Origin of the sequence: Paramagnetospirillum caucaseum (assembly GCF_000342045.1) — a bacterium.
Lineage (GTDB): Bacteria > Pseudomonadota > Alphaproteobacteria > Rhodospirillales > Magnetospirillaceae > Phaeospirillum > Phaeospirillum caucaseum.
In genome coordinates this window covers 1-14393 of record NZ_AONQ01000062.1, presented here as the reverse complement: position 1 = coordinate 14393, position 14393 = coordinate 1, and the positions used below count along the sequence as shown (strand labels likewise).

At 69.6% G+C, this 14393-nt stretch carries 13 protein-coding genes; 12 read left to right on the top strand and 1 reads right to left on the bottom strand.

The window, feature by feature from the left end:
- Positions 1-45: 45 nt before the first annotated feature.
- The 11 genes from H261_RS17850 to H261_RS17800 all read left to right on the top strand — a co-directional run bounded on the left by H261_RS17850 (position 46) and on the right by H261_RS17800 (position 12437).
- The gene (locus H261_RS17850) at positions 46-2796 is read left to right on the top strand and encodes a molybdopterin-dependent oxidoreductase (protein ID WP_040476816.1); all 2751 of its coding nucleotides are present in this window, start codon (positions 46-48) and stop codon (positions 2794-2796) included.
- On the top strand, positions 2793-3653 hold the full coding sequence (gene fdhD / locus H261_RS17845; protein WP_008620284.1) for a formate dehydrogenase accessory sulfurtransferase FdhD: 861 nt from the start codon (positions 2793-2795) through the stop codon (positions 3651-3653). Before H261_RS17850 ends, fdhD begins: the two co-directional genes overlap by 4 nt.
- The gene (locus tag H261_RS17840) at positions 3650-4300 is read left to right on the top strand and encodes a 4Fe-4S dicluster domain-containing protein (protein ID WP_008620282.1); all 651 of its coding nucleotides are present in this window, start codon (positions 3650-3652) and stop codon (positions 4298-4300) included. The genes fdhD and H261_RS17840 overlap by 4 nt, the downstream gene beginning before the upstream one ends.
- Before the next feature lie 516 nt (positions 4301-4816).
- Positions 4817-5131, top strand: a complete 315-nt coding sequence (locus H261_RS25830) for a hypothetical protein (RefSeq protein WP_052004322.1) — start codon at positions 4817-4819, stop codon at positions 5129-5131.
- A 97-nt stretch (positions 5132-5228) separates the two neighbouring features.
- On the top strand, positions 5229-5810 hold the full coding sequence (padE, locus tag H261_RS17830) for an NADH-dependent phenylglyoxylate dehydrogenase subunit gamma (protein WP_008620279.1): 582 nt from the start codon (positions 5229-5231) through the stop codon (positions 5808-5810).
- On the top strand, positions 5797-6075 hold the full coding sequence (locus tag H261_RS17825; RefSeq protein ID WP_040476815.1) for a 4Fe-4S binding protein: 279 nt from the start codon (positions 5797-5799) through the stop codon (positions 6073-6075). The genes padE and H261_RS17825 overlap by 14 nt, the downstream gene beginning before the upstream one ends.
- Positions 6075-7316 carry an NADH-dependent phenylglyoxylate dehydrogenase subunit alpha gene (gene padG / locus H261_RS17820; protein WP_008620274.1) on the top strand — a complete coding sequence of 414 codons (1242 nt, stop codon included), beginning with the start codon at positions 6075-6077 and terminating at the stop codon, positions 7314-7316. The genes H261_RS17825 and padG overlap by 1 nt, the downstream gene beginning before the upstream one ends.
- A complete protein-coding gene (gene padH / locus H261_RS17815) occupies positions 7309-8562 on the top strand; it encodes an NADH-dependent phenylglyoxylate dehydrogenase subunit epsilon (protein ID WP_008620272.1) in 1254 nt (417 codons plus the stop codon). Before padG ends, padH begins: the two co-directional genes overlap by 8 nt.
- 2 nt (positions 8563-8564) lie before the next feature.
- Positions 8565-9881 (top strand): NADH-dependent phenylglyoxylate dehydrogenase subunit beta, encoded by a 1317-nt coding sequence (gene padI / locus H261_RS17810; protein ID WP_008620270.1) that lies wholly within the window; start codon positions 8565-8567, stop codon positions 9879-9881.
- A 58-nt stretch (positions 9882-9939) separates the two neighbouring features.
- On the top strand, positions 9940-11259 hold the full coding sequence (locus H261_RS17805; RefSeq protein WP_008620267.1) for a phenylacetate--CoA ligase family protein: 1320 nt from the start codon (positions 9940-9942) through the stop codon (positions 11257-11259).
- Between the two features lie 17 nt (positions 11260-11276).
- Positions 11277-12437: an ABC transporter substrate-binding protein gene (locus tag H261_RS17800; RefSeq protein WP_008620264.1), complete on the top strand. Its 1161-nt coding sequence runs from the start codon at positions 11277-11279 to the stop codon at positions 12435-12437.
- Between the two features lie 93 nt (positions 12438-12530).
- Here the strand turns inward: H261_RS17800 and H261_RS26650 are convergent, their stop codons facing one another.
- Positions 12531-13169 (bottom strand): TetR/AcrR family transcriptional regulator, encoded by a 639-nt coding sequence (locus H261_RS26650; RefSeq protein ID WP_008620262.1) that lies wholly within the window; start codon positions 13167-13169, stop codon positions 12531-12533.
- A gap of 198 nt (positions 13170-13367) precedes the next feature.
- On the opposite strand from H261_RS26650, the gene H261_RS25825 reads away from it, so the two are divergent.
- Positions 13368-14210 (top strand): helix-turn-helix transcriptional regulator, encoded by an 843-nt coding sequence (locus H261_RS25825; protein WP_008620260.1) that lies wholly within the window; start codon positions 13368-13370, stop codon positions 14208-14210.
- Positions 14211-14393 lie beyond the last annotated feature (183 nt).

Genomic DNA, 14393 nt, shown 5'->3' with positions numbered 1-14393 from the left:
CACTGATCCCCGGATGCCAAGGCCGGCACGGGAGGAAGCGTGGAGATGGACAGTCAGGCAAGGACCGGGACACGGCGGGTGCCCACCTATTGCTACAATTGCGTGGCCGGTCCCGACCTGATGACTGTGGTGGTCGAGGACGGCGTGGCTCTGCATGTGGAGCCCAACCACGCCGGAACCGGCATCCATCCGGCCGACGGGCGACCCTGCGTCAAGGCCTACGGGCTGGTGCAGAAGACCTATAATCCCAACCGCGTGCTGACCCCCATGAAGCGGACCAATCCGCTGAAGGGCAAGGACCAGGACCCCGGCTTCGTCCCCATCACCTGGGACGAGGCGCTGGACGCCGTCGCCGCCAGACTCAACGACATCCGCGCCCGCGGGCTGCTGGACGAGGCGGGGCTGCCCCGCGTCGCCGCCACCTTCGGCCATGGCGGCACGCCGGCCAGCTACATGGGCACCCTGCCGGCCTTCCTGGCGGCCTGGGGCCCCATCGACTACAGCCTGGGCTCGGGCCAGGGGGTGAAGTGCACCCACTCGGAGCACCTCTACGGCGAGTTCTGGCACCGCGCCTTCACCGTCTGCTCCGACACCGTCAACACCCGCTACATCGTCTCGTTCGGCGCCAATGTGGAGGTCACCGGCGGCGTCTGCGCCGTGCGCCGCCACGCCGACGCCCGCATCCGCGGCATCAAGCGGGTCCAGGTCGAGCCGCATCTGTCGGTCACCGCCGGCTGCTCGGCGGAATGGGTGCCCATCAAGCCCAAGACCGATCCCGCCTTCATGTTCGCCATGCTGAACGTCCTGCTGTGCGAGACGCCGCTGGAGCGCCTCGACGTGGAATTCCTGAAGGACCGCACCAACTCGCCCTATCTGGTGGGGCCGGACGGCTATTACCTGCGCGATCCCGAAACGGCCAAGCCGCTGATGTGGGACACCCGGAGCGGCGCCCCGGTGCCCTTCGACCATCCCGGCGCGGTTCCCGCCCTGGCCGGCGCATACCCCATCGCCGCCGCCCTGGCCCACAAGGCCGACGGCGAGGTGGTCCGCCACCAGGCGGTGACCGGCCGCCCCTCGCTGGCCCTGACCGTCGAGGCCATGCGCTCCTATACCCCGGAATGGGCGGCAAGGCTGTGCGACGTGCCCGCCGCCACCATCCGCCGGGTGGCGCTGGAATACCTGGACAACGCCTGCATCGGCCAGACCATGGAGGTGGACGGCCGCGTCCTGCCCTACCGCCCGGTGGCGGTGGCCCTGGGCAAGACGGTCAACAACGGCTGGGGCGCCTTCGAATGCTGCTGGGCGCGCACCGTGCTGGCCACCGTGGTCGGCGCCCTGGAGGTGCCGGGCGGCACCCTGGGCACCACGGTGCGCATCAACCGCCCGCACGAGAACCGCCTGGCCACCGTCAAGCCGGGCGAGGACGGCTTCATGGCCTGCAATTTCAACCCGACCTCGCCCGACAAGTGGATTTCCAAGCCCACCGGGCGCAACGCCCACCGCACCCTGGTGCCGCATGTGGGCAACGGACCGTGGAGCCAGGCCCTGGGCCCCACCCATCTGGCCTGGATGTTCATGCGCGAAGCGCCCGACAACTGGCCCAAGCCGGCCATGCCGGAAATCTGGTTCGCCTACCGCACCAACCCGGCCATCTCGTTCTGGGAGATCGAGCGTCTCGCCGACACCATCGCCCACATGCCGTTCATCGTGGCCTTCGCCTACACCATGGACGAGACCAACCACATGGCCGACATCCTGCTGCCCGAGGCCACCGACCTGGAAAGCACCCAGTTGATCCGGGCGGGCGGCACCAAGTTCGTCGAGCAGCACTGGGAGCACCAGGGCTACGTCCTGCGCCAGAAGGTGGTCGAGCCCCAGGGCGAGGCCCGCGACTTCACCTGGATTTCCACCGAACTGGCCCGGCGCACCGGCCTTCTCAAGGAATACAACGAGCGGCTCAACCGGGGCCTCGCCCTGGTGCCGCTGAAGGGCGAGGGCTACGATTTCTCGCTGCCCACCGACCGGGCCAACGAGCCCGAAGCCATCTGGGACGCGGTGTGCAAGGCGGCCAGCGCCGAGATGACCGGCGGCGCCGAAATCAAGGACCTGGAGTGGATGAAGGAGAACGGCTTCTTCGTGAAACCGTTCAAGCGCACCGACTGGTACCTCTATCCCAGCCTTGCCGACCAGGGGCTGCGCTTCGAACTGCCCTACCAGGAGCGCCTGCTGCGCATCGGCGAGGAGCTGGGGCGGCGCCTGCACGAGCAAGGCATCACCTGGTGGGACGAGCAACTGGGCGAATACCAGGCCCTGCCGCAATGGCACCACGTCCCCGACCGCTGGACCGAGGCGGTGATCGCCTCGGGCGGCGATCCCGACGACTACCCGCTGTGGGGCATCACCACCAAGAGCATGCAGTACTCCACCGGCTCCAATTCCGGCATTCCGCTGATGAACGAGGTGGCGGGCAACATGCGCGGCCACGGCCGCATCATCATGAACGCCGGCGCCGCCAGGAAAATGGGCATTGTCCAGGGGGAAAAGGTCGAGGTCCGCTCCACCACCGGCTTCACCCGGGGACAAGTGGAACTGGTCCAGGGCTGCCGCCCCGACACCATCGTCATTCCGGGGCAGTTCCAGCACTGGAAGACCCCCTACGCCAAGGATCTGGGCTATCCCTCGCTCAACGCCCTGACGCCGCTGTCCGAGACCACCCTGGCGCTGACCGACGCCACCGGCTCGGGGGCCGACATCGTGCGGGTGGCCATCCACAGGATCGAGGGAGGCGCGCCATGACCGCCGCTCCCATCCACCCGCCCACCCCCGGTTCCATCCCGGGCAACCCCGTCTGCCCCGGAACCGCCGTGGTGGCGGTGGAACGGCGCAGCTTCGCCCGCGTCGACGCCGATTTCGACTGGGTGGCCGAGGAGATTCCGGTCAGCCTGGAATACAACGGCATCGCCCATGCGGTGATGCTGGCCACCCCCGCCGACCTCAAGGATTTCGCCCTGGGCTTCAGCCTGACCGAGGGAATCGCCGCCACCCCCGCCGATCTGCGGGATATCGAGGTGGACATCCTGCCCCGGGGCATCGCCGTCAGGATCGAACTGGCGGGGCAACGCTTCGACCTCCTGAAGCGCCGCCGCCGCGCCCTGGCCGGCCGCACCGGCTGCGGGCTGTGCGGGACGGAAAGCCTGGACCAGGTGGTGCGCGGCCTGCCTCCGGTCACCGCCGCCGCCACCTTCCGCCCGGCGGCGATGGCCGAGGCGCTGGCCCGCCTGCGGGCCGGCCAGCACCTGCTGGGCAAGACCGGCGCCACCCATGCCGCCGCCTGGATGGATGTCGGCGGCCATGTCGCCCTGATCCGCGAGGATGTGGGCCGCCACAACGCCCTGGACAAGCTGGTCGGCGCCCTGGCCCGCCGGGGGATCGACGCCACCGCCGGAGCCGCCCTGGTCACCAGCCGGGCCAGTTTCGAGATGGTGCAGAAGGCCGCGTCCGCCGGCATCGGCATGCTGGCGGCGGTATCGGCTCCCACCTTGCTGGCCGTCCAGACCGCCGAGCGCCTGGGCGTCACCCTGGTGGGCTTCGCCCGCCAGGACCGCTCGGTGGTCTACGCCCATGGCTGGCGGCTGAAGGGAGCCGCTTCATGACCCGCTACGCCATGGTCGCCGACCTGCGGCGCTGCGTCGGCTGCCAGACCTGCACGGTGGCCTGCAAGGAGACCAACGCCACGCCGCCCGGCGTGCAGTGGCGCCGGGTACTGGACATGGAGGCCGGCGAGTACCCCGACGTGCGGCGCATCTTCCTGCCCACCGGCTGCCAGCATTGCGACGAGCCGCCCTGCCTGGAGGTCTGCCCCTCCACCGCCACCCAGAAGCGGGCCGACGGCATCGTGACCATCGATTACGACCTGTGCATCGGCTGTTCCTACTGCGCCGTGGCCTGTCCCTACGAGGCCCGCTTCAAGGTGGACAGGACCGAATACGCCTATGGCGCCCGGCCCATGAGCAACGAACGGCACCGGCTGGGCGACGAAAAGATCGGCGTCGCCACCAAATGCACCTTCTGCGTCGATCGCATCGACGCCGGCCTCGCGGCGGGCAAGGTGCCGGGCGCCGACCCGCAAGCCACGCCGGTCTGCGTCAATTCCTGCATTTCCGGCGCGTTGCGCTTCGGCGACATGGACGACCCGGACAGCGCGGTGTCGCGGCTGGCGGCCGAGAACCAGTGGTTCCGCATGCACGAGGACCAGGGTACCGGGCCGGGCTTCTATTACCTGTGGGACAACGGCCAATGAGCAGACACTCTCCTCACCGGCAAGCCAGTTGGGACTGGCGGGCGGCCGGCAATTTCATCGGCGGCGGCGCGGGGTCCGGCCTGCTGGTCCTGGCCTTCGCCGCCGGCCTGCCCCCCGGCCCCGCCGCCCTGGCCGGCGGCGCCCTGATCGGCCTGGGGCTGGCCTGCGTCTGGCTGGAGATCGGCAAGCCCTGGCGGGCGATCAACGTCTTCTTCCACCCCCAGACCTCGTGGATGACCCGCGAAGGTATCCTGGCCATGGCGCTCTATGCGGTGGGCGGCGGCGCCGTGCTGCTCAATTCCTCCGGCCTGCTGGGGCTGATGGCGCTGGTCGCGGCGGGCTTCGTCTGGTGCCAGGGCCGCATTCTCACCAGCGCCCGGGGGCATCCCGGCCTGGCGGGCGCGGCTGACCCTGCCGCTGGTCCTGGCCACCGCCGCCGCCGAGGGGGCCGGGCTGGCCCTGCTGCTGGCCGGGCTGGCCGGGGCCGAGACCTCCTGGCTGGGCCAGGGTTTGGCGGTGCTGCTGGCGCTGCGCTATCTGGTCTGGCGCGCCTACGCCGCCCGGCTGAAGGCCCCCGCCGAGGCCATGGCGGCCGCCCGCCGGCTGGACCTGCCGCTGGTGCTGGCCGGACATCTGCTACCGGCTCTGCTGGCGGCGTTCGGGCTGGCCGTGCCGGCGGGCCTGCTGGCCGTCGCCGCGGGCTGGGTCCTGAAATACGCCCTGGTCACCCGCATGGCCCTGACCCAGGGCTTCGCCCTGCCGGCAACGCCGGCGCGGGGACGCGGGACCGCCGGTCCCGGCGTGCGGCCCGGTTGGGAGACGGCGCCATGAGCGAGACAAAGTCGAGCGCGGGCGCATTGAGCGCCCCGGAGCGTAGCGGAGGAGCCAAGGGTACGGGAACACCCGCCCGGCGCCTGAGGGACAAACAATGAGCAACGAAATCCGCCTGCATGGGCGCGGCGGCCAGGGAACGGTCCTGGCGGCAGGCATCCTGGCCCAGGCCCTGGCCGAGGAAGGCAAGTGGGCCATCGCCATCCCGACCTTCGGCTTCGAGCGGCGGGGCGCCCCGGTCTCGGCCTTCCTGCGGGTCGACGACAGGCCCATCCGCAGCCTGACCAACATCTACCACCCTGACGTCATCGTCTGCATCGACCAGACCCTGGGGCGCGCGGTGAACATCTTCGCCGGCATGGCCCCAGGCGCCACCCTGGTCCTGGCCAGCCGCAAGAGCCCGGCCGAGCTGGACCTGCCGCCCACGGCGCGCCGCCTGGGGCTGGTGGACGCGGTGTCCATCGCCATGGAGCTGTTCAAGCGGCCGATCACCAACTCGGTGATGCTGGGCGCCCTGGCGCGGACCACCGGCATGGTCTCGCTGGAATCCCTGGCCCGCGCCATGGAGGGCTCGCACTTCCGCGACGCCGGACTGGCCCAGAATCTCGAGGCGATCCGGCGCGGCTACGACGAGACCGAAGTGCTCGACCTCAAGGAATCCTGCCATGCCTATGCCTGACCCCTCCAACCTTCCCAAGGACTTGGCGCCCATCGCCACGCGGCTGAGCACCATGCTGCCCGGCGATTGGCGGGCCCTGCGCCCATTGGTGGACCGCGCCAAATGCGTCAAGTGCGCGGTGTGCTGGCTGTTCTGCCCGGTGCAGTGCATCGCCGAGAAGCCGCGCTGGTTCGCCGCCGACATGAGCGTCTGCAAGGGCTGCGGCGTCTGCGCCCAGGAATGCCCGCAAAACGCCATCGCCATGGTCGAGGAGGACGCGGCCTGATGAACCAGCTTACCCCCAATTCATCGCTGATGCCCAACTCGTCTCAGATGATCGTCTGCGACGGCAACGAGGCCGCCGCCCGCGCGGTGGTGCTGGCCCGGCCCGACGTGGTCTCAGTGTTCCCCATCACGCCGCAATCCTCGCTGGTGGAAAGCCTGTCACAATTCGTCGCCGACGGGGTTCTGGGCGCCGAGCTGATCAACGCCGAGGGCGAGCATTCGGTACTGTCGGCGCTGCAGGGCGCCTGCCTGGCCGGAGCCCGGACCTATACCGCCACCTCGGGGCCGGGCCTGGCCTTCATGTTCGAGCCCTATGTCAGGACGCCGGGCCTGCGCCTGCCCATGGTGGTGTCGCTGGTCACCCGCGACATGCTGTCGCCGCAATGCGTGTGGGGCGGCCAGCAGGACGCCATGAGCGTGCGCGAATGCGGCTGGATCCAGATCTACTGCGAGGACGTGCAGGAGGTTCTCGACACCGTGGTGATGGCCTTCAAGCTGGCCGAGCACAAGGACGTGCTGCTGCCGGTCAATGTCTGCCACGACGGCAATTACCTGTCCTACGGCGTGTCGCGGGTGGAGATGCCCGCCGCCGGGCTGGTGGACGAGTTCCTGGGCGAGGCGGCGGTCAACTGGCACATCGCGCTGGACCCGGCGCGGCCCATGGCGGTGGACCCCCTGACCGGCGGCACCGGCCCCGGCGGGGCGGCGTCCTTCGTCGGCTACCGCAAGAGCCAGGTGCGGGCCATGGCCAATGCCCTCCGGGTGTTTTCGGACATCCACGCCGAATGGGGCGAGCGCTTCGGCCGCCACTGGGCGCCGCTGGTCGAGGAATACCGCCTGGACGACGCCGACATCGCCATCGTCACCATCGGTTCCATGACCGGGGCGGGCAAGGATGCCGTCGACGCGGCGCGCGACCGGGGCGAGAAGGTCGGCCTGATCAAGGTGAAGATGTACCGCCCCTTCCCGCGCGAGGCGATGGTCGCCGCCCTCTCCAAGGTCAAGGCCGCCGCAATCGTCGACCGTTCGGTGTCGTTCGCCTGGGAGTGCGGGCCGCTGCACCAGGACGTGATGACCGCCCTGTTCGCCTCGCCGGCGCGCATCCCCCTGGTCGGCTGCATCGGCGGCCTAGCCGGGGCCGACATCACCGGCGAGCATTTCGCCCGCGTCATCGCCGCCACCTTCCAGGCGGCCGGCGGCGACATCCCCTCCTCACCCGTCTGGCTGAACGAACATGACTGAGTCCCACGCCAAATACCTGATCGTCGGCGCCAGCCACGCCGGGCGCGAGGCCCTGGCCGCCATCCGCATGCACGATCCCGAGGGACGGCTGGTGATGCTGAGCGGGGAAAAGCACCTGCCCTATTCCCCCACCATCCTGCCCTATGTGGTGTCGGGACGCTCCCTGCCCGAGCGGACCGCCCTGGCCGGGGCGGAGTGGTTCGCCGAAAACCGGGCCGAGCTGGTCCTGGACGCCCGGGTGACGGGGGTCGACCCCGCCGCCCGCGCCGTGCGGCTGGCCGATGGCCGGCGCTGGACCTATGACCGGCTGCTGCTGGCCACCGGGGCCGAACCCGTGCTGCCGCCGGTCGAGGGGCTGGAGCGGGTCCGCCACCACGTCCTGCGCACCCTGGACGACGCCCTGGCGCTGCGCCGGCACGCCGCCACCGCCCGCCGCGCCGTGGTGCTGGGCGCCGGGCTGGTCGGCCTGCACGCCGCCGAGACCCTGGCCGAGGCCGGCCTCGACGTCGCCGTGGTCGAGATGCGCCCCCACGTCCTGGCCGAGTATTTCGATCCCCGGGCCTCGGCCCTGATCCGGGAAACCTTCGAACGCCACGGCATCCGCATGCTGATGGGCCGCCGCCTGGAGCGGGCGGCGGGGACGGAGCCGTGCCGCCTCGGCCTCGACGACGGAACCGAGTTGGAGGCCGATCTGCTGCTGGTGGCGGCGGGGGTGCGCCCGGCGACGGCGATGCTGGCCGGCGGCCCCATCGCCACCGATCGGGGCATCCTGGTGGACCCGCGCATGCGCACCAACGCGGAAGGCGTCTGGGCGGCGGGCGACGTGGCCCAGGCCGATGGCTTCCTCAGCGGCCGGCCGAGGGTCAACGGCACCCTGCCCGAGGCGGTGGAACAGGGCCGCATCGCCGGAATGGACATGGCCGGCGACGCCGATCTCGTCCCCTATGGCGGCGGCCTTCCCCTCAACACCTACGGCTTCTTCGGCCGCCACGCCGTGGCGGTCGGGGCGGCGGCCACCCCCGAGGGCGAGGGCGTCGAGGTCCACACCGACGAGGCCGGCGGCTATTGCCGCATCGTGCTCAAGGACAACCGCCTGATCGGGCTGGCCGCCATCGACCGGTTGGTGGACGGCGGCATCCTGTGGCGGCTGATCCAGCGCCGCACCGACCTCGCCCCGGTGCGGGACCGCTTTCTCTCCCATCCCCTGGAAACCGCCCGCGCCCTGATGTCGCAGGGCTGGAGGTAGACTTGGCCGCGCAAGACACCATCCGCTTCATCCCCGAACGCTGCGACGGCTGCGGCGACTGCATGAAAGCCTGCTCGAAAGCCAAGGGGGGCGCCAGCCGGGTCTCCATCGTGGCGGGCCGCGACAAAAGCTGGGAAATGGCGCTGTGCCGCCAGTGCGGCGATCCCAAATGCGTCGCCAATTGCCCGGCCGGGGCGCTGGACAAGCACGGCGGCACCGGAATCGTCGGCTGGTCGGCCGAACTGTGCGTCGACTGCCACCTGTGCACCCTGGGCTGCGCCTATGGCGGCATCGCCTTCGACCCGGCCGCCGGGCATGTGGGCAAATGCGACCTGTGCGACGGCGCGCCGGCCTGCGTTCCCGCCTGCGGCAAGGGAGCCCTGGAGCACCTGTCGGCCGCCGCCCGCCTGCACCAGGCCCATGCCGCCAGGGAGGACATGTTCGTCCCCGGCCTGTCGGCCTGCCAGGGCTGCAATTCCGAACTGCTGATCCGCCACACCATGCGCCGCATCGGCCGCGACTCCATCGTGGCGGCGCCGCCCGGCTGCATCCCCGGCATGGGCACGGTGGGCTATAACGGCCAGACCGGGACCAAGGTGCCGATCTTCCATCCGCTGCTGACCAACACGGCGGCCATGCTGGGCGGCATCAAGCGCCAGTACGAGCGCAAGGGCCGGGACGTCACGGTGGTGGCCCTGGCCGGCGACGGCGGCGCGGTGGACGTGGGCTTCCAGTCGCTGTCGGGCGCCGCCGAGCGGGGCGAGCGCGTCCTGTTCATCTGCGTCGACAACGAAGGCTACATGAACACCGGCATGCAGGCCTCGGGCTCGACCACCTTCGGCTCGTGGACCTCGACCACCCCGGTGGGCGAGGTCGGGCGGGGCAAGAGCACCGACGGCAAGTACCTGCCGCAGCTGATGATGGGCCACGGCTGCGCCTATGTGGCCACCGCGTCGACCGCCTTCCTGGACGACTACCACGCCAAGCTGGACAAGGCGCTGGAAGCCAGCCGCGCCGGCTTCGCCTATCTCCACGTCCACGCCCCCTGCCCCACCGGCTGGCGCTTTCCGGCGGCCATGACCACCGAGGTCTGCCGCCGCCAGGTGGAAAGCAATTTCGTCACCCTGTGGGAGTTCACCCCCGCCGGCGGCCTGCGCTTCACCCGCGGGGTGGAGCATCCCCGGCCGGTGACGGATTACGTGCGGATGATCGGCAAGTACAAGCACCTGTCCCCGGCCGACCTGGAGCGCATCCAGGCCTCGGTCGACCGGCGGGTCGAGACGTTGCAGGGCTTTCAGCGGCGGTCCGCCGCCGAATGACCGCCCCGACGCGGCGCAAGACCGCGCGGGGCACGAGGGAACGGCTTCGGAGGAACCAATGTCCGTCATCACGCGGGCAGCGTCGGCTGCCATGTTCGATCCGGTGCGCGAGACCATGTCGCGCGACGAACTCCAGGCCCTGCAACTGCGCCGCCTGGTCTGGAGCCTGGGCCACGCCTGCGACAAGGTCGACCATCACCGCCGGGCCTTCGCCGCCAAGGGAATCAGGCCGGCGGATATCGGCCGTCTCGACGATCTGCGCCACGTCCCCTTCACCACCAAGCTCGACCTGCGCGACAACTACCCCTACGGCCTGCTGGCCGTGCCGCGCGAAGGCCTGAGCCGCCTTCACGCCAGTTCGGGCACCACCGGCAAGCCCACGGTGGTCGGCTACACCAGGGCCGACCTGGAAACCTGGGCGGAACTGGGCGCCAGGACCCTGGCGGCCTGCGGCGCGCGGCCGGGCGATCTGGTCCACAACGCCTACGGCTACGGCCTGTTCACCGGCGGCCTGGGCTTTCATTACGGCGCCGAGCGCCTGGGCTGCACCGTGATCCCCATGTCGGGCGGCAATACCGAAAAGCAGATCGCCATGATCGCCGATCTGGGGGCCACCGTGCTGGCCTGCACGCCGTCCTACGCGCTGAACATCGCCGAGCAGGCCGAAAAGGACGGCGTCGACCTGGCCGGCGGCCCGCTGCGCCTGGCGGTGTTCGGCGCCGAACCCTGGAGCGAGGGCATCCGGAGCGACATCGACCGCCGCCTGGGGGTGCGCGCCCAGGACACCTACGGCCTGTCCGAGATCATGGGACCGGGGGTCGGGGCCGAATGCCCCGAACGCAACGGCCTGCACGGCTGGGAAGACCATTTCCTGTTCGAGATCATCGATCCCGAGACGCTGGAGCCGCTGCCGCCCGGCACGGCGGGCGAACTGGTCATCACCACCCTGACCAAGCAGGCGCTGCCCATGGTGCGCTACCGCACCCGCGACATCACCCGCCTGATGACCGGACCGTGCGGCTGCGGCCGCACCCATGCCCGGCTGGAGCGGATCACCGGCCGCTCCGACGACATGCTGATCATCAGGGGCGTCAACGTCTATCCCTCCCAGGTGGAATCCGTGCTGCTGGGCCGGGACGGCATCGTCCCCCATTACCAGCTGGTGGTGCGCCGCGACGGCGCCATGGATCACCTGACCGTGGAGGTCGAGGCCGATCCGCTGCTGGCCGACGGGGACTATTCCCGGGTCGGAGCCGGCATCCGCCATCACGTCAAGAGTCTGATCGGCGTCACCTGCGACGTCGTTCTGAAGAACCCGGGCGAGCTTCCGCGCTCGCTCGGCAAGGCGGTCCGCGTCAAGGACCTGAGAAACGTGTGAAACACGAATGGGGAGGTATGAACATGTCCATGTCCAGAAGGGGTCTGCTCGCTCTCGCGGTCGGCCTGGGAGTTTCGGGATGGGGTCTGCCGGCCGGGGCCGCCGACGTCATCCGCATCGGCGCGCCGCTGTCCACCACCGGACCGGCCTCGTTTCTCGGCGAGCCCGAGAAGAAGGTGCTCGAGATGTATGTGGAGCAGATCAACAAGGAAGGCGGCGTGCTCGGCCGCAAGCTCGAACTGATCGTCTATGACGACGGCGGCCAGGCGGAAAAGGCGGTGGGCAACGTCAAGCGCCTGATCCAGAACGACAACGTCGACGTTCTGATCGGCGGCACCACCACCGCCACCACCATGGCCATGGTGCCGCTGATCGAGCGGGGCGAGGTGCCGTTCATCTCGCTGGCCGGCGCCATCGTGGTGGTCGAGCCGGTCAAGAAATGGGTGTTCAAGGTCTCCCACAACGACCGCATGGCCGCCGAGAAGGTGCTGGCCGACATGAGGAAGCGCGGCATCACCAAGGCGGCGATCATTTCCGAGGATGCCGGCTTCGGCAAATCCGGCCATGACGAGACCCTGAAGGTGGCCAAGGACATCGGCGTCGAGATCATCGCCGACGAGATCTATTCGTCCAAGGACCCCGACGTCACCGCCCAGCTCACCAAGATCAAGAACACGCCGGGCGTCCAGGCGGTGTTCAATTTCGGCTTCGGCCAGGGTCCGGCCATCGTCACCAAGAACTACCGCCAGATCGGCATCACCGTTCCCCTCTACCAGTCCCACGGCGTGGCCTCGAAGGAATTCATCCGGCTGGCGGGCGACGCCGCCGAGGGGGTGAAACTGCCGGCCAGCGGGCTGGTGGTGGCCGACCAGCTGGCCGCCACCGATCCGCAGAAGCCGGTGGTGACCCTGTTCTCCAAGACCTATCAGGCCAAGGCCGGCACCGATCCCTCCACCTTCGCCGGCCACGCCTACGACGCGCTGCAGATCGTCATGGCGGCCGTCAACCGGGCCAAGTCCACCGACAAGGCCAAGGTCAGGGACGAGATCGAGAAGACCTCGGGCTATGTGGGAACCGGCGGCATCGTCTCCATGACCCCGGCCGACCATCTGGGTCTGTCGCTTCGCGCCTTCCACATGGTCGAAGCCAAGGCGGGGGCCTGGTCCCTGGTGGACTAAGAGTACTCCAAGCAGCGTCCAGGCCGGTCCTTTCACGCTTTCCTTCCACCGGCCCAACTGGCCGCGCCTTCCACGGGAAGGCGCGGCCTTTTCCTATTCCAGGGGATAGCGGGAGGGAACCGACGCCAGGCCGCGCGCCAATTGCAGGCTCATGGCCCGGGCGACTTCCTCTCCCGAACGGCCGCCGCCGGAGCGGAACCAGCGCGACACCCAGTTTCCCGCCCCCAGGACGCTGAACACCGCCAGCTTGGGATCGCAGGGCGTGATCGAGCCGTCGGCGATGCCGTCGCGCACCAGCCGGCGGAACCGCCCTTCGAAGGCGCGGCGCCGGGCCAGGATGGCCTCGTTCTCGGCGCCGCTCATGGCGCCCTCCTCCATCAGCACCAGACAGGCGCTGGACGAGGCGGTCAGCGAGCGGATGTAGAGATGCAGGGCGATGCGCAGGCGCTCGATGCCGTCGGCCGGGCTGGCCTCTCCCTCGGTCACCGCCGCCTCGGCCGCATCCAGAGACAGGCAATGCAGCCGGTACAAAAGAGCCTGCTTGTTGGGGACGTAGCGGTAGAGCGCGGGCTTGGACACCCCCAGGGCGGCGGCGATGTCGTCCAGCGACGTCCCGTGGAAACCCTTCTCGGTGAAGGCGCTGGCGGCGCATTCGTACAGGGCCTCCAGCTTCAGCTCCCGCTGGGCGGCGCGGTTGGGAAAGGCCGGACTGCCTTGCCTGGGAATTGCCATTCGCGTCACCCACCTCTTCCTCGGGGCGAAATCATGGGGAAGGCTAGCCCCCTCCCATACCGATGGCAAGGACTTAGTTACCACAAAGTAACTAAGTTACCGGACGGTAACTATACCGTTGGCCGCATGGCCCCGGACATGTTAGGGTCTTTGCCTGAAGAGGGCGAAACAAGGCCCGCTCGGAGGGAGGATCGCGCAATGGAAACACCCATCAGCCTGATGGGCCGACCGTCTTCGGCCGATTGGCAGGATTACAGCGAGATCGCCGCCCGGACCGGCGACGGCGACCTCAGCCGGCGGCTGGCGGCGGTGATCGCCGCCATCGGCCAGGAGCGGTTCGAGACGCGGCTGGCCGACCTGCTGGGCGCCGCCGCCAATCTGGACCAGATCAACGTGGTCTCGCTGGAGGGCGAACGGACGCGGCCCCTGTTCTCCTGGCACCGGGCCAGCCCGGAAATGGCCTCGGTCCTGGTCGGCCAATACGTCTCGGAACGGTTCTTCCAGCGCGACCCCACCCTGGACCGCCTGACGCGCTCGAAGCGCCAGGGGCTGCGCCTGGGTCTGATGCGGCGCGGGCAAATCGAGGACGACTGGTACCGGCGCCACTTCTTCGACGACGCCCAGCTGGAGGGCAAGCTCTCCATCCTCGACCAGGGCCAAACCCACGCCATCTACCAGAACTACTACTTCGCCGCCGGAACCGAGGCCTTTTCGCTGCAAGAGGTGGAGAATCTGGCCCGCCTGGCCGAGACCGCGTCGCAATGCGTCCTCCGGCACCAGGAACTGCGCTCGCCCCCGGCCACGGCGCCCGCCCGACCGGACCCCGCCGCAGTCTCGCGCATTCTCGACCGCCGGGCGCCATCGCTGGCCGTGCGCGAACGCGAGGTGTGCAGCCGCATCGTTACCGGCTACACCACCGAAGCCATCGCCCTGGATCTGGGGATCACCGCCAACTCGGTCGCCACCTACCGCAAGCGCGCCTATGCCAAACTGGGGATCTGCAGCCAGCACCAGCTGTTCCTGCTGTGCCTCGACACCTAGTGTACCACCAGAAGTTCGGAACATCATTTATGAGTTCCGAACGGAGCATTGTCGACGCAGAAGCGTTCGATTGAGGAAAGGAGTCGTCGGCGGATTTCCTCGGCCACGCTCCTGGATATCGCGTGCGTTCCGGCGATGGCGAGGGGCCGGTCAAAGGCCGTCGGACGGCCGGGGAAGCTCGCG

Excerpts from the sequence above, each read along its gene's own strand:
- H261_RS17850 (WP_040476816.1), top strand. The coding sequence starts at position 46 with ATGGACAGTCAGGCAAGGACCGGGACACGGCGGGTGCCCACCTATTGC.
- fdhD (WP_008620284.1), top strand. The coding sequence starts at position 2,793 with ATGACCGCCGCTCCCATCCACCCGCCCACCCCCGGTTCCATCCCGGGC.
- H261_RS17840 (WP_008620282.1), top strand. The coding sequence starts at position 3,650 with ATGACCCGCTACGCCATGGTCGCCGACCTGCGGCGCTGCGTCGGCTGC.
- padE (WP_008620279.1), top strand. The coding sequence starts at position 5,229 with ATGAGCAACGAAATCCGCCTGCATGGGCGCGGCGGCCAGGGAACGGTC.
- H261_RS17825 (WP_040476815.1), top strand. The coding sequence starts at position 5,797 with ATGCCTATGCCTGACCCCTCCAACCTTCCCAAGGACTTGGCGCCCATC.
- padG (WP_008620274.1), top strand. The coding sequence starts at position 6,075 with ATGAACCAGCTTACCCCCAATTCATCGCTGATGCCCAACTCGTCTCAG.
- padH (WP_008620272.1), top strand. The coding sequence starts at position 7,309 with ATGACTGAGTCCCACGCCAAATACCTGATCGTCGGCGCCAGCCACGCC.
- H261_RS17805 (WP_008620267.1), top strand. The coding sequence starts at position 9,940 with ATGTCCGTCATCACGCGGGCAGCGTCGGCTGCCATGTTCGATCCGGTG.
- H261_RS17800 (WP_008620264.1), top strand. The coding sequence starts at position 11,277 with ATGAACATGTCCATGTCCAGAAGGGGTCTGCTCGCTCTCGCGGTCGGC.
- H261_RS26650 (WP_008620262.1), bottom strand. The coding sequence starts at position 13,169 with ATGGCAATTCCCAGGCAAGGCAGTCCGGCCTTTCCCAACCGCGCCGCC.
- H261_RS25825 (WP_008620260.1), top strand. The coding sequence starts at position 13,368 with ATGGAAACACCCATCAGCCTGATGGGCCGACCGTCTTCGGCCGATTGG.